Origin of the sequence: Streptomyces sp. NPDC097619 (assembly GCF_040302735.1) — a bacterium.
GTDB lineage: Bacteria > Actinomycetota > Actinomycetes > Streptomycetales > Streptomycetaceae > Streptomyces.
Genome location: NZ_JBEOSD010000002.1, coordinates 60,709 through 81,354 on the forward strand (window position 1 = coordinate 60,709; position 20,646 = coordinate 81,354).

Annotated in this window: 21 protein-coding genes and 1 tRNA gene; 10 read left to right on the forward strand and 12 right to left on the reverse strand. The window is 74.5% G+C overall.

What is annotated here, in order from left to right:
• Window positions 1-40 precede the first annotated feature (40 nt).
• Together ABTZ17_RS00890 and ABTZ17_RS00895 are read left to right on the forward strand one after the other, a co-directional pair.
• A complete protein-coding gene (locus ABTZ17_RS00890; protein WP_352193355.1) occupies window positions 41-1,375 on the forward strand; it encodes a vWA domain-containing protein in 1,335 nt (444 codons plus the stop codon).
• A gap of 54 nt (window positions 1,376-1,429) precedes the next feature.
• A complete protein-coding gene (locus tag ABTZ17_RS00895) occupies window positions 1,430-2,608 on the forward strand; it encodes an FHA domain-containing protein (protein WP_352193356.1) in 1,179 nt (392 codons plus the stop codon).
• Window positions 2,609-2,638: 30 nt separating this feature from the next.
• Here the strand turns inward: ABTZ17_RS00895 and ABTZ17_RS00900 are convergent, their stop codons facing one another.
• Window positions 2,639-3,658, reverse strand: a complete 1,020-nt coding sequence (locus ABTZ17_RS00900) for a methyltransferase domain-containing protein (protein ID WP_352193357.1) — start codon at window positions 3,656-3,658, stop codon at window positions 2,639-2,641.
• A gap of 125 nt (window positions 3,659-3,783) precedes the next feature.
• On the opposite strand from ABTZ17_RS00900, the gene ABTZ17_RS00905 reads away from it, so the two are divergent.
• Window positions 3,784-4,185: a globin gene (locus tag ABTZ17_RS00905; protein ID WP_352193358.1), complete on the forward strand. Its 402-nt coding sequence runs from the start codon at window positions 3,784-3,786 to the stop codon at window positions 4,183-4,185.
• 134 nt (window positions 4,186-4,319) lie between these two features.
• On the opposite strand, the gene ABTZ17_RS00910 is transcribed toward ABTZ17_RS00905, so the two are convergent.
• The 7 genes from ABTZ17_RS00910 to ABTZ17_RS00940 form a co-directional block, all read right to left on the reverse strand.
• Window positions 4,320-5,000 (reverse strand): DUF8010 domain-containing protein, encoded by a 681-nt coding sequence (locus ABTZ17_RS00910; RefSeq protein ID WP_352193359.1) that lies wholly within the window; start codon window positions 4,998-5,000, stop codon window positions 4,320-4,322.
• Complete coding sequence (locus ABTZ17_RS00915; RefSeq protein ID WP_352193360.1) at window positions 4,997-5,455, reverse strand: acyl-CoA thioesterase; 459 nt, start codon at window positions 5,453-5,455, stop codon at window positions 4,997-4,999. The genes ABTZ17_RS00910 and ABTZ17_RS00915 overlap by 4 nt, the downstream gene beginning before the upstream one ends.
• Before the next feature lie 2 nt (window positions 5,456-5,457).
• Entirely contained in the window at window positions 5,458-7,122 is a 1,665-nt protein-coding gene (gene ettA, locus ABTZ17_RS00920; protein WP_352193361.1) for an energy-dependent translational throttle protein EttA, read from the reverse strand.
• 128 nt (window positions 7,123-7,250) lie between these two features.
• Entirely contained in the window at window positions 7,251-8,360 is a 1,110-nt protein-coding gene (locus tag ABTZ17_RS00925; protein WP_352193362.1) for a Cys-Gln thioester bond-forming surface protein, read from the reverse strand.
• Between the two features lie 185 nt (window positions 8,361-8,545).
• Window positions 8,546-8,950 (reverse strand): single-stranded DNA-binding protein, encoded by a 405-nt coding sequence (locus tag ABTZ17_RS00930; RefSeq protein ID WP_352193363.1) that lies wholly within the window; start codon window positions 8,948-8,950, stop codon window positions 8,546-8,548.
• A 97-nt stretch (window positions 8,951-9,047) separates the two neighbouring features.
• Window positions 9,048-10,916, reverse strand: a complete 1,869-nt coding sequence (locus ABTZ17_RS00935; protein ID WP_502994569.1) for a YfjP family GTPase — start codon at window positions 10,914-10,916, stop codon at window positions 9,048-9,050.
• A gap of 5 nt (window positions 10,917-10,921) precedes the next feature.
• Entirely contained in the window at window positions 10,922-12,715 is a 1,794-nt protein-coding gene (locus ABTZ17_RS00940; protein ID WP_352193424.1) for an ATP-binding protein, read from the reverse strand.
• 332 nt (window positions 12,716-13,047) lie between these two features.
• Between ABTZ17_RS00940 and ABTZ17_RS00945 the strand changes: the two genes are divergently transcribed.
• Window positions 13,048-13,120 (forward strand) — tRNA-Arg (locus tag ABTZ17_RS00945).
• A gap of 128 nt (window positions 13,121-13,248) precedes the next feature.
• Here ABTZ17_RS00945 and ABTZ17_RS00950 read toward each other — a convergent pair.
• Window positions 13,249-13,932, reverse strand: a complete 684-nt coding sequence (locus tag ABTZ17_RS00950; RefSeq protein WP_352193365.1) for a PASTA domain-containing protein — start codon at window positions 13,930-13,932, stop codon at window positions 13,249-13,251.
• Between the two features lie 112 nt (window positions 13,933-14,044).
• The gene (locus ABTZ17_RS00955) at window positions 14,045-14,560 is read right to left on the reverse strand and encodes a DUF7144 family membrane protein (protein ID WP_352193366.1); all 516 of its coding nucleotides are present in this window, start codon (window positions 14,558-14,560) and stop codon (window positions 14,045-14,047) included.
• A gap of 279 nt (window positions 14,561-14,839) precedes the next feature.
• Here ABTZ17_RS00955 and ABTZ17_RS00960 point away from each other — a divergent pair, with 279 nt between their 5' ends.
• Window positions 14,840-15,442, forward strand: a complete 603-nt coding sequence (locus ABTZ17_RS00960) for a hypothetical protein (RefSeq protein ID WP_352193367.1) — start codon at window positions 14,840-14,842, stop codon at window positions 15,440-15,442.
• A gap of 10 nt (window positions 15,443-15,452) precedes the next feature.
• Here ABTZ17_RS00960 and ABTZ17_RS00965 read toward each other — a convergent pair whose 3' ends face one another.
• A complete protein-coding gene (locus ABTZ17_RS00965; RefSeq protein WP_352193368.1) occupies window positions 15,453-15,911 on the reverse strand; it encodes a GNAT family N-acetyltransferase in 459 nt (152 codons plus the stop codon).
• 165 nt (window positions 15,912-16,076) lie between these two features.
• On the opposite strand from ABTZ17_RS00965, the gene ABTZ17_RS00970 reads away from it, so the two are divergent.
• The 5 genes from ABTZ17_RS00970 (at window position 16,077) to ABTZ17_RS00990 (ending at window position 20,371) form a co-directional block, all read left to right on the forward strand.
• A complete protein-coding gene (locus ABTZ17_RS00970; RefSeq protein ID WP_352193369.1) occupies window positions 16,077-16,781 on the forward strand; it encodes a 4'-phosphopantetheinyl transferase family protein in 705 nt (234 codons plus the stop codon).
• A 128-nt stretch (window positions 16,782-16,909) separates the two neighbouring features.
• Entirely contained in the window at window positions 16,910-17,410 is a 501-nt protein-coding gene (locus ABTZ17_RS00975) for a GNAT family N-acetyltransferase (protein ID WP_352193370.1), read from the forward strand.
• A gap of 149 nt (window positions 17,411-17,559) precedes the next feature.
• Window positions 17,560-18,843, forward strand: coding sequence for a WxL domain-containing protein (locus tag ABTZ17_RS00980; protein ID WP_352193371.1), 1,284 nt, complete (start codon window positions 17,560-17,562; stop codon window positions 18,841-18,843).
• A gap of 93 nt (window positions 18,844-18,936) precedes the next feature.
• Window positions 18,937-20,055, forward strand: a complete 1,119-nt coding sequence (locus ABTZ17_RS00985) for a WxL protein peptidoglycan domain-containing protein (RefSeq protein WP_352193372.1) — start codon at window positions 18,937-18,939, stop codon at window positions 20,053-20,055.
• A gap of 163 nt (window positions 20,056-20,218) precedes the next feature.
• Window positions 20,219-20,371 carry a hypothetical protein gene (locus tag ABTZ17_RS00990; protein WP_352193373.1) on the forward strand — a complete coding sequence of 51 codons (153 nt, stop codon included), beginning with the start codon at window positions 20,219-20,221 and terminating at the stop codon, window positions 20,369-20,371.
• Window positions 20,372-20,438: 67 nt separating this feature from the next.
• On the opposite strand, the gene ABTZ17_RS00995 is transcribed toward ABTZ17_RS00990, so the two are convergent.
• Window positions 20,439-20,624 carry a hypothetical protein gene (locus ABTZ17_RS00995; RefSeq protein WP_352193374.1) on the reverse strand — a complete coding sequence of 62 codons (186 nt, stop codon included), beginning with the start codon at window positions 20,622-20,624 and terminating at the stop codon, window positions 20,439-20,441.
• Between the last annotated feature and the right edge of the window lie 22 nt (window positions 20,625-20,646).

The following is a 20,646-nucleotide window of genomic DNA, read 5'->3' on the forward strand; positions in this document are numbered from 1 at the left end:
CCCGGCCTTCCGCCCGTCCGTCCCCGAGGAGCCCGCCCGAATGGCCAACTTCGCCAAGCCCAGCGCGCCGCGCTTCGCGGTCGAGGTGTACCAGAACGCGTACCTGCCCGAGGGCGGCCGTGAGGTCGACGCCATCGTCACGGTGCAGTCCACGGGCGGGGCGAAGCTGTCCGCCCGCCCGGAGGCGGGCCCGGCGGCGGCCGTGGTGCTGATGGTCGACTGCTCGGGCTCCATGGACTACCCGCCCGAGAAGATGCGCAACGCCCGCGAGGCGACCGCCGCCGCCCTGGACACCCTCCGGGACGGCACCGCCTTCGCCCTGGTCGCGGGCACCCACGTGGCCAAGGACGTCTACCCGGGCGGCGGCCGGCTGGCCCTGGCCGACGAGCGGACCCGCGCCGAGGCCAAGGAGGCGCTGCGGCGGCTCTCGGCGGGCGGCGGCACCGCCATCGGCACCTGGCTGCGGCTGGCCGAGCGGCTCTTCGCCCACACCCCGGCCCCGCTGCGCCACGGGATCCTGCTGACCGACGGGCGCAACGAGCACGAGGCCCCGGAGGAGCTGGCCGCCGCCCTGCGGGCCTGCGAGGGGCGTTTCACCTGCGACGCCCGGGGGGTGGGCGTGGACTGGGAGGTCGCGGAGGTCACCGGGATAGCCACGGCCCTGCTGGGCACCGCGGACATCGTGGCCGAGCCCGCGGGCCTGGCCGCGGACTTCACGGGGATGATGGAGAAGGCCATGGCCAAGGAGGTCGCCGACGTGGCGCTGCGGCTGTGGACGCCGGTCGGCGCCGAGGTGGTCTTCGTCAAGCAGGTGGCCCCCTCCGTGGTGGACCTGACCGGCCGCCGCACCGCGGCCGGACCGCGGGCCGGGGACTATCCGACGGGCTCCTGGGGGGACGAGTCCCGGGACTACCACGTGTGCGTGCGGGTGGCGGCCGCCGGGCTGGGACAGGAGATGCTCGCGGCCCGGGTCTCGCTGGTGCGGCCCGGTCCGGCGGAGGGCCCCGCGGGTGGTCCGCCGGCGCCCCTGGCCCAGGGTCTGGTCCGCGCGGTGTGGACGGACGATGTGGCCGCTTCCACCGCGATCAGCCCGCAAGTGGCGCATTACACAGGGCAGGCCGAGCTCGCCCAGGCCATTCAGCAAGGGTTGGAAGCCCGCAAATCGGGAGATTCCGACGCTGCCACGGCCAAGTTGGGACGGGCCGTACAACTGGCGAGTGCGTCGGGGAACGAGGACACTGCCAAACTGCTGGCAAAGGTGGTCGACGTGCTCGATGCCGCGACAGGTACTGTGCGGCTGAAGGCGAAGGTCACGGATGCGGACGAGATGACTCTCGAAACGCGTTCGACCAAGACCGTACGAGTGAAGAAGTGAAGTCCTGAATCACGGCCCGCAGGGGGCCGGACGGGGAGAGGGGGAAGGGCCGACATGCCGACCTGCCCGAACGGACACGCATCGGTCTCCGAGGACTGGTGCGAGGTCTGCGGCATCCGCATGACCGGAGCGGGTGCGCCGCCCGCCGGCGCCGCCCCCGGCCAGGCGCCCTCCTACGGCTACGGCTTCCCGCCCCCCGGCGGCCAGGCCACCGCGCAGGCGGAGCTCTGCCCGCAGTGCCGCACCCCCCGCGAGGCCATGGCGCCCTTCTGCGAGGAGTGCCGGTACAACTTCCTGACCCGGACCGCCACCTCGTACACCCCGGTCTCGCCCCAGGGCCCCGGCCACCCCGGCGCCCCCGGCCAGGGTCCGGGCATGAACCTGCCGCCCGGCTACCAGCCTCAGCACCCCCAGCAGCAGCACCCCCAGCACCAGCAGCCGCAGCATCCTCAGCAGCAGCACCCGGGCGCGCCGCAGGGCCAGGACCCGTACGAGTACCAGGGCTCCCGCCCCTCCCAGGTCAACCGCCCCGCCGAGCCGCTGGGTGGGGACACCCCCGGCGGCCCGCCGCGCCCGCCCGGCCTGCACCCCAACGCCCCCGTGCTGCCCCCGCTGCCCGGCTTCGAACAGCCGCCCGCCCCGGGTCGGCCCGGCGCTCCCGGACAGCCCCGGCCCGCCGCCCCCACCGGCAGCGGCGACTGGAACCTCACCCCGCCCGGACAGCAGCAGTCCGCGCCCCCCTTCCCGGGCCACCCCGGGCAGCACCAGGGGCACCCGGGGCAGCAGCAGGGCCACCCCGGACAGCACCAGCCGTACCCGCAGGGCGGCGGCAGCTGGTCGGCCACGATCGGCCCGGACCGCACCTACTTCATGGCGATGATGCGGCGCAGCGGGCCGGAGGCCGCCGGGCTCAACCTGCCCGCGTACTCCCCCGAGCAGCACCTGCCGCTCACCGGCGGGCAGATCACCATCGGTCGCCGCCGCCAGTCCACCGGCGAGGCCCCGACCATCGACCTGTCGGTGCCTCCGGAGGACCCGGGCGTCTCGCACCAGCACGCGGTGCTGGTGCAGCAGCCCGACGGCAGCTGGGCCGTGGTGGACCAGAACTCCACCAACGGCACCACCATCAACGGCGGCGAGGAGCCGATCCAGCCGTACGTGCCGGTGCCGCTGGGCGACGGGGACCAGGTCCACGTCGGCGCCTGGACCACCATCACCATCCGCCGCGGCTGACCCCGCCGTTCTTCCCCCGCACCCGTCCGCTCAGCCCGCCCCCGGCGGGCCCGGGGCGCGCCGGGGGCCCAGGGGCCAGACGTAGGGGCCCCGCGGATCGTCCAGCCAGCACCACTGGCCCTCCGCCCCGACCGTGACGCCGAAGCGCTCCCGGCCGGGGCGGTCCTCGTGCCGCCACAGGTCCAGCGCCTCGCGCACGCCCAGTCCGCCCCCGGTCAGCTCCAACACGAACCGGAAGCGGTCGTTCTCCAGCACGTCGTGCGGGGCCCCGGCGCCCGGCCGGTGCGGTGCGGGCAACAGGGCCCCCGCGGCACCGCGCAGCGGCACGAAGTAGGCCGCGGTGGGCAGGAAACGGCCCTCCGCGGACCCGTCCGCCGCCACCTCCAGGCGGATCAGCCCGGTGGCGAGCGGGGCCAGGATCCGAGCCCCGGGCGCGCACTGGGCGGGCCACGCGGACGGCACCGAGGGCAGCGAGCAGGTGGCGAGGATCCGGTCGAAAGGGGCCCGGGCCGGACAGCCCCGGGCCCCGTCCCCGGTGACCACCTCGGGCCGGTACCCCAGCAGCTCCAGGTGGGTCCGGGCCGATTCGGTGATCTCGGGGTCCAGGTCCACGGTGGTGACCAGCGCGTCGCCGAGACGGTGGCAGAGCAGCGCCGCGTTGTAGCCGGTGCCCGCGCCGATCTCCAGCACCCGGTCGCCGTCCCGCACGTCCAGCGCGGTCAGCATGCGGGCCATCAGGGAGGGCTGGCTGGCCGAGGAGATCAGCTCCCCGTCCCGGATCCGGGTGGCCAGGGCCGTGTCCGTGTGGACCCCGCGCAGCCAGCGGGCCCGACCGGCCGGATCGGGGTCCTCGCCCCAGACCCGCTCGTACCCGGCGCCGCGGCCCTCGTAGAAGGCGGGGACGAACAGGTGGCGGGGCACCTCCTCGAAGGCCGCCCGCCAGGCCGGGTCGGCCAGCACCCCGGCGGCGACCAGCTCCCGCACCAGCCCCGCGTGGCCCGCGGCCCGCGCCTCGCGCCCCGCGCCGCCCCCGCCGCTCGCCTCGCCCATGCCTCCACTGTGCTGCCGGCCCCGCGCGACGGCGACCGGGACGGGCCCCGGCCGGGACCGGACCGAGATCGGCCGGGGGTCCTGGGTCCCCGGTACTCCGTCCGGGCGTCTGAGACGATGGTCGGGTGAATGAGATTCCAGGGGACACGCAGGAGCAGACCTTCTACGAGCAGGTCGGCGGCGAGGAGACCTTCCGCCGGCTCGTCCGACGCTTCTACCAGGGCGTCGCGCAGGACCCGCTGCTCCGCCCGATGTACCCGGAAGAGGACCTCGGCCCCGCCGAGGAGCGGTTCGCGCTGTTCCTCATGCAGTACTGGGGCGGCCCCACCACCTACAGCGAGAACCGCGGCCACCCGCGGCTGCGCATGCGGCACGCCCCGTTCGTCGTGGACCGGGCCGCGCACGACGCCTGGCTGGCGCACATGCGGGAGGCCGTGGACGAGCTGGGGCTGGCCCCGGAGCACGAGCAGCAGCTGTGGCGCTACCTCACCTACGCCGCCGCCTCGATGGTGAACACCGCGGGCTGAGCCGCGTCCGTGCCCGCGCGGGCACGCGCATCGACGCAGAGGACCCCGGTCGCCGTCCCTTCCCACAGTGAGCGGAGAGGGACGGCGACCGGGGTCCTCGTACGTCGGGTCCGGCCGGGCAGCCGGGTCGGGCCTCAGACCGGGCTGACCTGGAGCGCGCCGAGGCCGCCGGTAGCACCGCCGGGGCGGCGGATGACCACCGAGCCGTACGGGGTGCGCAGCCGCAGCCAGCTCCCGGAGGTGAGGACCGCCACGGCCACCGGTCCGCTCGCGGCGGGCCGCAGGAAGCCCAGGGACTGGGCCGCGTGCACGGCCCGCAGCGGCAGCTCGGTACCCGCCAGGGTGCGGGACCAGATCTCGCGGCCGATCCGGTCGCGCGCGGAGCGGGTGCGCTCCTCGGCCGGCAGGGCCTCGTCCCGGGAACGGAACTCGGCCACCGCGGCCCCGACCACGGCCCGCATGGCCTCCGCCTCGGGCACCCCGGACACCGGCCGCCAGCCGCCCCGGGGCGGGAGCACCCCGGCCCAGGGCGGGCCGGTGACCGCGCCGGGCACCTTGGCCGTGGCGGCCGACTCCTCGATGGTCTCCAGCAGCTCGCCCGCCGAGACCGTCAGGTCCAGTTCGGCGGGCTCGGCGAGCCGGACGGCACGGACCGCCAGCACCTCGAAGGAGGGCGGGCGGCCGAAGACGGCCAGCGCCCCGCCCCCCGCCTGGAGCCGGACGGCCGCCGCGCGGTCGTAGTGCACCAGGCGGCCCAGGAAGGCGGCGAGGTCCGCCGCCTCCCCGGGATCGGCGAAGCAGAGCCGGTCGGTCATGCCGCGACGGTCCCTTCCGGGCCCGCGTCCTCGTCGTCGAGGTACTTCTCCAGGAAGTACCGCTCCTCCTCCGTGATGCGGCGCGGCCGCCCCTCGGCGAGGTTGTACGGCACCACGACGGTGGAGGCGCGGACGTAGACCTTCTCCGGGGAGTCCTCGGTGGCCTCGTCCTTGATCTCGTAGCCGATGGTCAGGGACGCGGCGCCTATCCGGGTCACCCAGGACTCGATCAGCACCGGCTCGTGGCGGTGCAGCAGGGGCAGCTTGTAGTCGATCTCGTGACGGGCCACGACGGACCCGCCCGTGAAGGACTGGCTGCCCTCCCCCGGCGCGAGCCGGAACATGAAGTCGATGCGGGCCTCTTCCAGGTAGCGGAGGAAGACCACGTTGTTGACGTGCCCGAAGGCGTCCATGTCCGACCAGCGCAGGGGGCACCGGTAGATGTGACGGGCCATGCTCAGCCCCGGGTGAGCTTCTTGTAGGTGGCGCGGTGCGGCCGGGTGGCGTCCGGGCCGAGGCGCTCGATCTTGTTCTTCTCGTAGGACTCGAAGTTGCCCTCGAACCAGAACCACTTCGAGTCGCCCTCGTAGGCCAGGATGTGCGTGGCCACTCGGTCCAGGAACCAGCGGTCGTGGGAGACGACCACGGCGCAGCCGGGGAAGTCCAGGAGCGCGTTCTCCAGGGAGGACAGGGTCTCGACGTCGAGGTCGTTGGTCGGCTCGTCGAGGAGGAGCAGGTTGCCGCCCTGCTTGAGGGTGAGCGCGAGGTTGAGGCGGTTGCGCTCACCACCGGAGAGGACGCCGGCCGGCTTCTGCTGGTCCGGGCCCTTGAAGCCGAAGGCCGAGACGTAGGCGCGCGAGGGCATCTCGACCTGGCCGACGTTGATGTAGTCCAGCTCGTCCGAGACGACCGCCCAGAGGGTCTTCTTCGGGTCGATGTTGGCGCGGCCCTGGTCCACGTACGAGATCTTGACGGTCTCGCCGACCTTGATCTCGCCGGAGTCCGGGGTCTCCAGGCCCTGGATCATCTTGAAGAGCGTGGTCTTGCCCGCACCGTTGGGGCCGATGATGCCCACGATGCCGTTGCGCGGCAGGGTGAAGGAGAGGTCGTCGATGAGGACCTTCTCACCGAAGGCCTTGGAGAGGTTGTTGACCTCGACCACGATGGAGCCCAGGCGCGGGCCCGGCGGGATCTGGATCTCCTCGAAGTCCAGCTTCCGCATCTTCTCGGCCTCGGCCGCCATCTCCTCGTAGCGGGCGAGACGGGCCTTGGACTTGGCCTGGCGACCCTTGGCGTTGGAGCGGACCCACTCCAGCTCTTCCTTGAGGCGCTTCTGGCGCTTCTCGTCCTTCTTGCCCTCGACCTTGAGGCGCTCGGCCTTCTTCTCCAGGTAGGTGGAGTAGTTGCCCTCGTAGGGGTGGGCGCGGCCGCGGTCGAGCTCCAGGATCCACTCGGCCACGTTGTCGAGGAAGTACCGGTCGTGGGTGACGGCCACGACGGCGCCCTTGTACTGGGCCAGGTGCTGCTCCAGCCAGTTCACGGACTCGGCGTCGAGGTGGTTGGTGGGCTCGTCGAGGAGCAGCAGGTCGGGGGCCTCCAGCAGCAGCTTGCAGAGGGCGACGCGGCGCTTCTCACCACCGGAGAGGTTGGTGACCGGCCAGTCGGCGGGCGGGCAGCCCAGCGCGTCCATGGCCTGCTCCAGCTGGGCGTCCAGGTCCCAGGCGTTGGCGTGGTCCAGGTCCTCCTGGAGCTTGCCCATCTCCTCCATGAGCTCGTCCGTGTAGTTCGTGGCCATCTCCTCGGCGATGGCGTTGAACCGGTCGAGCTTGCCCTTGATCTCGGCGACGCCGTCCTGCACGTTCTGCAGGACGGTCTTCGACTCGTCGAGCTTGGGCTCCTGCATGAGGATGCCGACGGAGTAGCCGGGCGCCAGGAAGGCGTCACCGTTGGACGGCTGCTCGATGCCCGCCATGATCTTCAGGACGGTGGACTTACCGGCGCCGTTCGGGCCGACGACGCCGATCTTCGCTCCCGGCAGGAAGTTCAGGAAGACGTCGTCGAGGATCACCTTGTCACCGTGCGCCTTGCGCGTCTTGCGCATGGTGTAGATGTACTCAGCCAAGAGAAACCGTCCGGCAGATCGATGGGTGGGCAGATACACCCCATACTGCCGTACGTCCATCCCCGGGCGGAAACCGCTGCGTGATCACTGGCGCCCGCGGGGCGGGCCCGGCGCCGGCCCGGCACCGGTCAGTGGTCGGAGGGCCGCTTCCGCAGGGCCAGCACCACGCCCGCGCCGAGCACCACCAGCCCCACCGCCAGGGCCGCGATCACCGGGGTGGCCGCGCTGCTGCCGCTGGCCGCCAGCCGGTCCCCGTGCGACTCCGTCCCGTCGGAGGCGGAGGCCCCCGGGGCGGGCAGCGCCGTGACGGGTGCGGCGAGGGTGCCCACCGAACCGGAGGCCGTCCACACCGCGGAGGCCGTGGCCGCCGTGACGGCCTCGCTGGAGCCCGCGACGACCTGGGCCTGGTCGGGCAGCCCACCGGTGAGGACCCGGCCCACCGGGACGCGGGTGGTCCCCTGGACGGTCACCGAGGCGGTGCCCCCGGGGCTGTCCTCGGGCACCGTGAACCACAGCCGGGTGCCGTTCACGGCCTCGGTGATCGCGGCGCCGTCCTTGCCGACCACCCGGATCCCGCGGGCGGCGGCGGCCTCGTCGAGGACCACCGCCACGCTCTGCGCCCCGGTGCTGACCGTCAACGGGCCGAGCAGCCGGCCGGCCCGCCCGGCCACCGAGCCCGGACCCAGCCCCAGCGAGGCGGCCGGTTCCGCCATCCTTCGGGCCTCCTTCTGGAGGTGGTCGGCGAGCTTCTCGGCCGCCGGGTCGGCGGCCTCCACGGCCGTCGCGCCGGTGACCCGCCAGATCGCCACCTGGGTGCCCGCGGCGGCCGACTCGGCCGTCAGGGCCTTCGCCCCGGCCGCACGCGCCAGCCCCGCCAGGTCGTTCACCTGCGGATAGGAGTGCTGGACGATCCAGCGGACCCGCCCGGCCTCGCGGTTGCCCGCCAGCGGGCTCTCGGCCCAGGGGGTCTCGGCGTACCGGGTCTCCCGGGGGGCCATCCCCGCCACGTCCAGCCCGTAGGTCTGGAGGGTGCCGCCGCCGTCCACCCGCATCTCGTACAGCCCGGCCGGGATCCGCCGCACCCCCTCCGGGGCGCGCAGCAGGGCCTGCCCGGTGGTGACCGGACCGTCCAGGACGGCGCCGGCCCCCGCCTGCCGGTCCGGGGCCCCGACGACCGCGGCGGCGGAGCCGCACGCGCCGCCCGCGAGGGCGGCCGCGAGCAGCGCCCCGGCGGCCACGGTGCGTAGCGGAACCGTGACCGGAGCGACGGATTCAGCAGGTCCGGCGGCCGTGGCCACAGTGACGGGAGGTACGGAAGGAACGGCAGCAGGAACCGCGGGAACGGCAGCAGACACAGACTTCCCCTTCGGGCCAGAGACCCACGCGCCCATGAGTACCGGGGAATCCTAGCGCTCTCGAACACTCAGCCCACCGCCGCCTTCTGAGGTTCCGTCAGAGTGGTGTCCGCATTCATCACCCGTCTGAACGCAGCGGTGCCCCGCGCGAGGTCGTGACCGACGGTGACGGCCTCCACGTCCGCCGAGACGAAACGGCGGCCCTCCCCCTTCTCCACCTCGCGCACCCGCAGTCGCCCGTGCACCACCAACGGCTCGCCCACGGACACGGATCCGGCCAGATTCGCCGCCAGGGCACGATTCGCCCAGACGGTGTAGAAACTCGTGGGCCCGTCGGCCCACGCCTCCTGCCTGCGGTTCCAGTACCGCGACCGGACCGCCAGCCGGAAGCGGGCCGCCGGGCCGCTCTCCGTCTCCCGGTAGTCCACCTGCGTGGCCGCCCACCCCACCAGGGTCACCACCGTCTCGTTCATCCCCGTCACCCACCCCGCACACGTCGGCCCCGGGACCGTCCCGGGGCCGTACGCACATCGTGGGCCGGAGGTGCCGCGGGCCGCCGCGGCCTGTGGACTACCGGCCGGTTGTGGACAACTTCGCCACCGTCGCGTACTGCTCCCGCACCTCGCGGTAGCGCAGCAGCTCCGCCGCCACCGGCTCCAGCACCTTCGCCCGGCCACACCCCGCCGCCGCCTGTCGGAGCCGCCGCTCGGCCTCCTGCCCGTACCGGCGGGCCGGACCCCGGGCCGCCACCGAACAGCCCCACTCCACCAGCGGACCGCCCACGATGCCCGCCACCATCAGCAGCACCGGCACCATCAACCCCGGCTGGAGCACCCCCACGATCTGACCGAGCAGCCACAGCCCCCCGTAGAACTGCAACAGCGTCATCGAGGCCTGCGCGAGCACCGCCGCGGGCCACCAACCCGGCCGCGGCGGCTTCGCCCCCGGTCCGGCCGGTCCGGGCCCCTCCGCGCTCAGCGCCAGCTCGTCCAACATCTCCGGAAGCCGCTCCGCGCCCCGCACCGCCGTCTCGCGGACGGCCAGCGCCCAGGGCTCCGGCAGTCCGGCGGCGGCCTCGTCGGCCACGACCCGCACCGCCTGCTCCACCCGCTGCCGGGCCGTCACCTCCTCCTCGGCCGGAGCCTCGGCGGCCGCCCCGCCCCGGGTCAGGCGCTGCGCGATCCGCTGCGGGGACCGCTGGGACTCGTACCACCGCCACAGCCGCAGCCACGGGGTGCCGCACGCCCGGCCCGCGTTGCGGCGCCAGGCCCGCTCCGCCGCCAGCCCCGCCGCGTGCGCCCCGACCGCCTCCGCCAGCCGCTCCTCGAACTCCGCGCGGGCCCCCTCCCCGATCTCGGGACGCCGTCCGTCGGTCACGTACAGGGGCCGCAGCCGGTGCGCGGCCTTGTCCACGTCGGCGGAGATCCGCCGGGTCGCGGCCCCGCGCTCGGCGGCGAACTGGCCCAGGAGTTCGCGCAGCACCCCCACGCCCTCACCGGTCAGCGCGGACAGCCCGAGGACCGTGGCCCCGGGCTCCCCGTGCTCGCCGAGGGCCATCCCGTCCTCGTCGAGGAGCCGGCGCAGGTCGTCCAGGACCTGGTCGGCGGCCTCGCCGGGCAGCCGGTCCACCTGGTTGAGGACCACGAAGGTGATCTCGGCGTGGCCGGCCAGCGGACGCAGGTACCGCTCGTGGAGGATCGCGTCGGCGTACTTCTCCGGGTCCACCACCCAGATCACCGCGTCCACCAGACCCAGCACCCGGTCCACGTGCTCCCGGTGGCTGACCAGCGCGGAGTCGTGGTCGGGCAGGTCGATGAGGACCAGGCCGCGCATGGACTCGTCGGTGTTGCCCGCGTCCCGGGGGCGACGGCGCAGCCGGCCGGGGATCTCCAGCCGGTCCAGCAGACCGGCGGCCCCGTCGGACCAACTGCACGCGATGGGCGCGGAGGTGGTGGGGCGGCGCAGCCCGGTCTCCGAGATCTGCACCTGCGCCAGGGCGTTGAAGAGGGTGGACTTGCCGCTGCCGGTGGCCCCCGCGATCGCGACGACGGTGTGCCGGGCGGAGAGCCCGCGGCGCGCGGCGGCCTCGTCCAGGACCCGGCCCGCCTCGGCGAGGGTCTTGCCGTCCAGACGGGTCCGGGACAGCCCCACCAACTGGCGCAGCGCGTCCAGACGGAGCCGCAGGGCCTGCGCCTCCGGGCTCGGCGCGGGCACCACCGGCTGCGGGCCGGTCCGCCCGGCCCCGGACACGGCCCGGGCCAGGGCCTGCGTCTCGCGGTCCTCCGCGTCCTCGGGGCTCTCCGGATCCCCCGGGTACCCGCCGGATCCGGGCCCCGCCCCGTAGGGCAGCGCCCCGTCGGGGCCGCCGGAGCGGCGGGCGATCAGTCCGTCGTCCCAGCGGGAGGGGTTGTGCTCGGGCTGGTCGGTCACTGCGGTCACCGCGGTCACCTCTCCTTCTGCAGTACGGACAGCGCGGCGATCAGTTCGGCCTGGGGTTCGGGGGTGACTTCGAGCGCGTCGAGGGGGGCGAGCCGGCGGTCGCGTTCGGCTTTGAGGACCTTCTCCAGGTGCGCGGCGACGAGCTCCCCGCCCCGGTCCCGCAGCCGCAGCGCGGTGTGCGCCCCGATCCGCTGGGCCAGCCGCTCCCCGGCCGCCTTGGCCCGCTTGCCGCCGAGGAGTACGGCCACCAGCAGGGCGGCCACGGCGTCGGCCTCGGGGGCGTTCTGCCGGTCGAGACCGGCCACCTCCTCCTCGGCGATCTCCTCCAGAACCCGCCGCCAGTGCCGTACGGCCACCCCGATCCGCTCCGCCGCCTCGCGGTCCGGGACCGGCAGCGGCACCCCTGCGGCGGCCGGCTCCCCGCGCCAGGCGGCCGCGATCCGCTCGTCGGCGGAGGCGACGGCGCACTGGAGGAGGGCGGCCAGGCTTTCGGCGAGGGAGTCGAGGAGTTCGTCGGCGGTGGTGTCGAGGGGGTAGCCGCGGTAGCGGGTCAGGGCGTCGCCGGCGAGCACCGCGCCCTGGTCCAGGCCGGCCCGCACCCGCTTGCCCTCGCGGCGGTACGCCTCCTCGACCGCGGCGGTGAGCCGGACCGCCGCCGCGTGCTGCGCCGCGACGGCGGAGGCCAGCTCCGGCATCCGGCTGCGCAGCGAGTCCAGGGCGCCCAGCGCGGTCCGACCGACCGCCTGCTGACGGGCCGCCGGGTCCTGCGCGTGGTGGCTGAGCCAGCCGGCGAGCGGGGCCACGGCACTGGCCGGCAGCAGCCCGCCGCCGCCCGTGGACTCGGGCAGCTCGGGCACCGTGAACCGCGGCACGTCACCGAGTCCGGCCCGGGTGAGCAGGGCCCCGTACTGCCGGGAGACGTCGGCGAGGACCTGGTGCGGCACCCGGTCCAGCACCGTGATCAGGGTCGCCTTGTACTCCTTGGCGGTGCGCAGCAGGTACCAGGGCACCGCGTCGGCGTACCGGGAGGCCGTCGTGACCATCACCCAGACGTCGGCGGCGCAGAGCAGTTCGGCGGCGAGGGTGCGGTTCTCCACGACGAGGGAGTCGATGTCGGGGGCGTCGAGGAGGGCGAGCCCGCGCGGGAGGGATCCTGCGGTCTCGATGCGCAGCTCGCTGTGCGCGGCGGGGGCGGCCCCGTGCTCGTCGTGCGCGTCGTAGTCGCCGTACTCGCCGCGCCGAGCGCCGGAGCCGGCGCCGGCGCCCCGGCCGCGGGGCCGGTGGGCGCCACCGGGCCCGCCGTCGACGCCGCTCGCTCCGGTCGCTCCGGTGGTGAGGCGGTGCGCGGGTCCATGTCCGTGCTCGTGCCCGTGTCCGTGCCCGGCTCCCGCGCCGACGCCGATCCCGGGTTCCGCGCCCTCCTCGACCTGCGGCAACCAGATCCGCATGAGGTCGGGGAGCACCCGCAGTCCGGCGAACCAGTGGTGGTCGTCGGGGTGGCAGACGAGCACGGGCGTCCGGGTCGTGGGCCGCAGCACCCCCGCCTCGCTGACCTGACGCCCCACCAGGGAGTTGACCAGCGTGGACTTCCCGGCCCCGGTGGACCCGCCCACCACGGCCAGCAGCGGGGCCTCGGGGGCCCGCAGCCGCGGTACGAGGTAGTCGTCGAGCTGCGCCAGGAGTTCCGCTCTGGTCCGGCGGGCACGCGGCGCGCCGGGCAGGGGCAGCGGCAGACGCACGGAGGCGACCCGGTCGCGCAGGGCGGAGAGGGCATCGATCAGCTGAGGCCGTACATCCAAGGTCACCACATGCGAAGAATGCCCAATTTCGCATCCTTTTTGAAGCTTATAGGCCCTCTGCGCGCCGATCGCCAGTCGGCTGGTCCCCCCGGGACAGAACGGACGACTGGGGCGCAGGCATAACGAGTGCACAACACCGCGCGCGGGAGCGTGCAAAAGCGGTGCGCGAATCGCACCTGCCTGCGATTATCGGGACCGCTTCACCGAACCTCCACAACGTGGCACGCGGGTGAAGCAACCGGGACAAGGCGACCGGAGCCCTATCCTTGACCCGGCACGGACCACGGTCCCCACCCCACCCCGGGGCTCCCGGCCACCACGGCCGCATCCCGGCCCCCGTAGCTCAGTGGATAGAGCAGGTGCCTTCTAAGCACTTGGCCGCAGGTTCGAGTCCTGCCGGGGGCACTCCACCACACGCCGACCGGCCCTCCCGCAAGGGAGGGCTTTTTCGCAGGTCAGCGCACCTTAACCGGGCAAGAGTAGTGGGGGCGTAAGTTCCGGATCCCGAAGCCGGTGGCCCGGGGGGCGCGGGGTCAGCAGGATTCGTCGTACTTCACCGCGCGCAGGGTGACGGGGCGGCCGGCGAGCTCGGTCCCCGGCGCCGGGTCCTGCTCGCAGACCTGCCAGTTGGACTCCACGAGGACCATGCGGTCCGCGGACGAGGCGTCGTTGACGGTGAGGTTCGTGGACGGGTCCAGGGCCTGGCGGGCGACCTTGACGGACTTGCCCGTGAAGTCGGGCATGGAGGTCGCCGTCCCGCCCGGGGTCGCGCCGTGGTCCCGGCCGGGGCACGTCTCGTCGAGCTTGACGGAGGCGAAGTCGACGCGGGCGTCGACCGGATGCGGGCCCGGGGCCGGTACTTGCCCGCACACCTTCCAGTTCCGGTCGAGGGCCTGTACGCGGCCCCGGCCCAGGGCGTCGTGGGAGTGCAGGTCGTGGAAGCCCGCCGCCTGGGCCCGGTCCTGAGCGGACTGGAGGCCCTTGCCCGTCATGTCCGGTAAGGCGGCGGTGTCGACGGCGGTCGGCTCGTCCGACGCGGGGGCGGAGGCGGTTCGCCCGGGGGGCCGGTCTCCGCTCGGCGCTTCCGCGTCGCTCGCGCCTCCCGCTTCGCACGCGGTGAGCGTCAGCAGGAGGGCCGCGCCCGCGAGGGCCCTGGCGAGGTGGGTGGGGCGGGTGAAGTGGGTCAGGTCGGTGAGGTCGGTGAGGTGAGTGCGCACCACCCCAGGCTGACGGAGGGTTCGGGCTCCGTAGCGGGGTGTGACCATCTCGTGATGGCCGCACCCCGTCCCACGGGCCCGCCCCACCGTGTCGGTATCGCGGGGCGGAGGGTCAGGCGGGTGCTTCCGCGCGGTCTTCCCGGGAGACCAGGGCCCAGATGATGAAGACGTCGATGCCGATCACGATCACGGACCAGACCGGGGCGTAGGGCAGGAAGAGGAACTGGGTGACCAGGCTCAGCGAGGCCAGGAAGATGCCGGCGAAGCGGGCCCACGCCTGGTCCTTGAGGAGGCCCACGCCCGTGACGATGGCGAGCGCGCCCACGATGATGTGGATCCAGCCCCAGGCCGTGAGGTCGAACTTGTAGACGTAGCTGCCGACCCGGGCGTAGACGTCGTCCTCGGCCGCCGCGGCGATGCCCTGGAGGACGGCGAGGATGCCGGTGCACAGCAGCAGGGTGCCGGCGAAGGCCACGCCGCCGCGGACCCAGGCCTCGTGGCTCGCCTGGTCGGGGGACCGGCCGCGGCCGTGGGCGCCCGGGGAGTCGCCCCAGGAGGCGGTCTTGGGGGCGGTCGGACCGGCGGCCGGGTCGGGGCCGGGGTTCGGGTTCGGCTGGCTCTGGGTCATCGCGGTTCCTTTCCTCGGCGGGGCCTCCGCGGCGCCCTCCGGGCGTGCGGTGGGCCGCCCGTCCCGACGGCTCCCCGCCGTCGCGGTCCGGCCCCGCGTGTCGCGCCTCCCCTCCGCACCAGCTGATCCGCCGTACGGGCGTACGTCCATCCGGGGTGCTCCGTACGGGTGAAGGGGCGGGCGGGGGAAGGCCCCCGGGTGCGGTGCTCACCCGTACGGCCTTCACTGGGGAGGGTGTGGCCCGCACGTCCGTGCGGGCCGAGGCAGCGAGGAGCGGCCATGGACGCGTACGGACCGGAGGACGGACCGCGGGGCGGACCGGAACGGAAGTCCGACGGCGGGTCCGCGGGGGCCGGGCCCGCGCGACGGGCCGGCCGGTGGGGGCGGGGGGTGCGGGCCGCGGCGGTCACGGTGGCCGTGGCGGGGCTCGCCGCCGCCGGGCTCGCGGGCTGCTCGGACGGCTCCGTGGACGGTGGCGGGGCGGCCAGCGCGGCCGCGTCCGCGGCGGCTTCGGTCGGGGCGCAGCTCTCCGCGGCGGCCTCGGAGGCCGGGGAGGTGTTCTCCTCGGCCACGGCGGCGGCGAAGGAGAAGTTGGACGGGATCACGGGCGACGAGGTGAAGGGGTCCGTGACGCTGGGCACCCCCGCCACGAACGCCGACGGCCGGACCACCGTCGAGGTCACGGTGGCCAACTCCACCGGCGAGGAGAAGTCCTTCGCCGTGCAGGTCCTCTTCAAGGATCCGACCGGCAAGGACGTGGACACGGTGGTGCTGACCGTGGACGACGTCCCGGCGAACGGCACCGGCAAGGGCACGGCCCGCAGTACGCACGAGCTTCCGGACGGGGTGACCGCCGAGGTGGCCACCGCCCTGCGCTACTGAGGCGCGCCGCTCAGATCGTGCGCGTCAGGTACACGCTCAGCGGGTCCGGACGGTAGTCCGCGAAGGGTTCGCAGGGTGCGAAGCCGTGCTTGGCGTACAGGGCGCGGGCCGGGGCGAAGAAGGGGTCGGAGCCGGTTTCCAGGCTCAGCCGGCGGTGGCCGGTGCGGCGCGCCTCGGCGATGAGGTGCTCCAGGAGCAGGGAGGCCACGCCGGAGCGCTTGCGGCGGGCGGCGGTGCGCATGGACTTGACCTCGGCGTGCTCCCGGTCCAGCCACTTCAGGGCGCCGCAGCCGACGATGGTGCCGTCGTCCTCGGTGACGGTCCACAGGGTGACGTCGTAGCGGCGCAGCCCGTCCAGGTCCAGGGCGTGCTTGCTCTCCGGCGGGGTGATGGAGCGCATCTCGCTGACGTGCTCGGCGAGGAACGCGGCGATCTCCGGACCCGAGAGGTCGTCCACTGCAATCTTCATCGAGCCAGGCTAGGCGCGGGGCCCTCCGGAAACCAGCCACGGGGGTGGCCCCGGGAACGGGTTGGGCAGGTACGGGGCACGGTGGGGCGGGACCGGTGGGCGAGTCCCGGCCGGTGTGGGAGGCCGGGCGGGTGCGGCCGACCTGCGGCCCCGTACCCTCAGGGCATGGTCACGCAGGAGTTGGACGGGGAACGGCCGGTCACGGGGAGCCTCCCCGTGGGTGGGTCGGTGGAGTTGTGGCGGCTGGACACGGACCGCCGCGCCGTCGGTGGCCACCCCGTGGACACCGCCCTGCTCGACGACGAGGAACGGGCCCGGGCCGGCCGCTTCGTCCGCCCCCGGGACCGGCAGCGTTACCTGGCCGCGCACGTGGGTCTGCGGGTGTTGCTCGGCGGCTACCTGCGGCTGCCGCCGGAGGACGTGGTGTTGGTCCGGGAGGACTGCCCAGGCTGCGGCGGGCCGCACGGCCGTCCCACCCTCGGCGGGCCCGGCGCGGGACGGCTGTACTTCTCGCTGTCGCACAGCGCGGACGTGGCCCTGATGGCCTTCAGCGGGGTCCGGGTGGGCGTGGACATCGAGGCGGTTCCGGGGGCCTCCGTGGTGACCGACCTGATCAACACCCTGCACCCGCGCGAGACCGCCGAGCTGATGGCGCTCCCCGAGGCGGAGCGGCCGGGCGGGCTCGGGCGGGTCTGGTCGCGGAAGGAAGCCTGCCTGAAGGGGACCGGCGCGGGCATCGGCGCGGGCCTGGTGGAGCCGTACGTGGGGGCCGGACCGGCACCCGCGGGCACCCCGGGCTGGACGGTGCGCGACGTGCCGGCGCCGCCGGGCTTCGCGGCCGCCCTGGCCGTGGCCGCCCCGGCGGCCTGAGCCCGGGGCACGCCGGGCACGCCGAGGGCCCCGGGCACCCTGAGCGCCCCGGACACCCCGGGCGCCCCGTGGGTCGTCGCCCCCGCGCGCCCCGGACACCCGCCCGCCGGCGCCGCTAGCGTGCCCGCATGGAGATCCGGCGCGCGACCACGGTCGCGGAACTGCGGGCCGCGGAAGAGCTGTTCGACGGCCCCGTACGGCAGGACTGGGCCGAGCGCTTCCTCGCGGCGGAGGGGCACGTCATGCTCCTCGCCCTCGTGGAGGGCACGGCCGTCGGCATGGTCTCGGGCATCGAGATGTGCCACCCGGACAAGGGCACCGAGATGTGCCTCTACGAGCTCTCCGTGGCCGAAACCCATCGGCGGCTCGGCATCGGGAAGGCCCTCACGGAGGCCCTCGCGGCCGTGGCGCACGGGCGCGGCTGCTACGGGCTCTGGGTGGGCGTGGACACCGACAACGAGCCCGCCCTGGCCACCTACCGGTCCGCGGGGCTCCGGGACGAAGGCGTGTTCGCGATGCTCTCCCGACCTCCGGCGGACCCCGCCGACGCGGCCGCCGCGGCGACCCCGCCGGCCACCCCCGGAGCACCCGTCGCACCGCCCGGGGAACCCGGCCCGGACCCGGACTGATGGCCCATCAATTCCTGTGTGCTTTCCGGACAGACAAGTCATTGACTTCTCCGGTCCGCGACGCGTCAATGTCGGCCACCGCACCGGCTCGGCCTCCCCCGCACACCGGGTGCGGGGAGGGTTCGTCATGACGAAGGAGTCGCGACCCAGTGAGCACGAGTTACCGACGAAGAGTCCTGGCCGGGGCGGGCGCCCTCACCCTGGCGCTGAGTGGCATGGCGGGTCTGGCGGGTACGGCACAGGCCGCGACGAAGACCACCCCGGTGTTCTCGAACTGTGACGCCCCCGCCCCGCAGCCCGACGGTTCGGGCGACCAGAACTACACGATCACGCTCCCCGACACCGCCAAGGCCGGGGACGTCGTGCCGATCACCATCGACCCGGGCCCCAGCCCGCTGATCCCGCAGTTCGCGGTCACCACCGTCAACACCACCAAGATCGCCCTGAAGGTGGGGGCGGGCAACCAGACGGTGACCAGCCCGCCGGAGAGCGTCACCGTGACCCCGGGGGTCCCGCTGGACCCGAAGTCCTTCAGCGGCACCATCAAGGTCCCGGACGGCACCGAGGGCACCACGGTGGAGATCCGCCTGGACTCCGCGGTGACCGACGCCGATCTGGGCGGCTCGGTGTTCACGACCACCTGTCTGCCGCAGCCGCGTCCCAGCGCCGTCCTCGGCTCCATCGCCGTGGAGGCCCTGCCCAAGGACCCGGTCACCACCAAGCTGACGCCCAACAGCGGCGGCCCCGGCACCGAAGTCGTCGCCACCGGCGCCAACTTCACCCCCGGCCCGGTGACCTGCGCCGCCTCCCTTTCCGGCACCGACACCGGGGACACCGGTACCGGCACCGCCGACGCGGCCGGGGTGGCCACCTGCACCCTGACCGTCACGAAGAAGGCCGACGGCGTCCGGATCGGCTCGGCGCCCGGCAAGCCCTTCAGTTACCTCACCCCGGCCGTCGGGGTCCCGCACCCCGTGGACGTCGAGGTGCTGGCCGGACCGCTCGCCCTCGGCCCGACCGGCGGCCTGCCGGCCCTGGACTTCGGCTCGGTCACCATCAACGGCAAGAAGCAGTCCGTGGTCGGCCAGTTCAACGCGGCCACCGTCCAGGACTTCCGCGGCGGCACCCTCGGCTGGGACCTGACGGTCACCCGCACGCCGTTCCTGAACACCACCACCGGGCACGCCATGGCCACCGCGCAGCTCGGCATCCAGCCGGTGTGCACGGTCACCAACCCGGACAGCCCGAGCGCCTGCTCCGCGGGGGCGCCCGGCGCCATCACGGACAGCCCGCTCAAGGTCGCCTCCGCCGCACCCGGCGGGGACGAGCTGACCGGCGGTGAGTTCGCCGTCGGCGGCGGCGCGATGATCCAGCTGCCCGCCTTCATGTTCGCGGACACGTACCAGTCGGTCGTGACCTTCTCGGTCTCCTGACCGGGGCGGGGGCGGTGCGGGGCCTCGGGCGGCCCCGCACCGCCCCTCCCGCGTCCCGTCGCCCCCGACCCGCCGTCCCCCGGAGACCGAGCCATGCCCTTCCGCACCCGCATCCCCCGCACCGGCTCCCGCACCCGCGTCCCGGTGCTCCGCCGCACCACCCTCCGTGCCCGCACCCCCCTGTACGGCCTGCTCCTCGCCGCCCTCCTGACCCTGGGCCAACTCGTCGGGCCGGTCGGGACCGGGACCGCGCGCGCCGCCGACAACGGCAGCTGGGGGGTCTTCCCCACGCCCGGCGCCGGCCGTTCCACCGCCGAGCGGGCCTACTTCTTCCACCAGGGCGAGGCCGGGAGCACCGTCACCGACAGCGTGACCGTCTCCAACACCTCCGAGGCCCCGATCACCTTCCGGATCTTCGCCACCGACGCCGTGAACACCCCGGACGGCGGCGCCTTCGCCCTGCTGCCCGTGGAGACCCGTCCCACCGGCCTCGGCACCTGGATCACCCTGCCCGAGGAGGTCACCGGGCGCACCGTCACCGTCCCCGCCAAGGGCCGCACCGAGGTGCCGTTCACCGTGACGGTCCCCGAGGACGCCTCCCCCGGCGACCACGTCGGCGGGATCGTCGCCCTGAACACCGAGGTCGAGGGCATCAAGAAGGAGGGGAAGGTGCAGGTGGGGGTCCGCCGCTCGGTGGGCGCCCGGATCTACTTCCGCGTCCCCGGCCCCCTCACCGCGGCCGTCGGCGTGGAGGACGTACGGATCACCCGGGAGGCCCCGCTGCTCCCCTGGACCTCCCGCGCCCCCGCCACCGTCACCTACACCCTCGTCAACCGCGGCAACGTCGTCCTCGATCCACGGATCGCCGTCCGCGCGCAGGGTGTTTTCGGCCGCACCCTCCTGGACCGGCCCGCCAAGGACCTGCGGCTGTCCCTGCTGCCGGGCCACGCGGTGCGGCTCACGGAGACCTGGGCGGACGCGCCCCAGCTGGGCCGGGTGACGCTGCGCCTCACCGCCACCAGCGAGGGCCACCCCGACCTGCGGGAATCCGGTACGGCCGGGTTCTGGGCCGTACCGTGGCCGGCCCTCGGGGTCCTGCTCCTGCTCCTCGGCACCGCGATCGGCGCCTGGTCCCTGAAGCTGCGCCGGCTGCGTCAGGATCGGGCCCCGGACGGGACGGGAGCCGAACCGGAGCTCCTGAGCGCCCCGTGACGGCCGTCGAAAGGGCTCGTTTCCGTCCCGTGTTGCTGAAGGGAAGTTCCAGCCCCGCTTGGAACACTGTGGGACCTGAAGATGCGGGCGTCCGTGGAACGCCCGCGATGAGCCCGGGGGCGCGGCCCCCGGGCACGCGTCACGTTCGGAGGTCACGGAAGAGATGAGCACGGAACTGCACGACCACAAGCGCCGGGCCCGGCGCGCCGCCAACGGCGCCTGCGTCGAATGCGGAGAGGAGGTCCGCTCGGCACCGCCGCACGCGATGTGCCCGCCCTGCGGCCTCCGCAAGGCCCTCGCGGTGAGCGGGGCCTAGACGCCCTCGGGGCGGCCGGCACTCCGGCCCCCACGGCCCGGGGCGGACCCACCCGCCCCGGCCCCCCTCAGAGCTCCTCCGCCCACGGGCACCGGACGGCGTGCCGGTACACCGCCGCCGCCCCGACCCCACCCCGCCACACCGGCACCAACGGCTCGAACCCGCGCCGACACACGTGGCACGAGACGCCGGCCGGCGCGTAGGTCACGTACTCCCACTCGACCGCCGCCGCCCGCCCGCTCTTCTCCTCCATGGCACCTCCCGCTCGCCGGTGT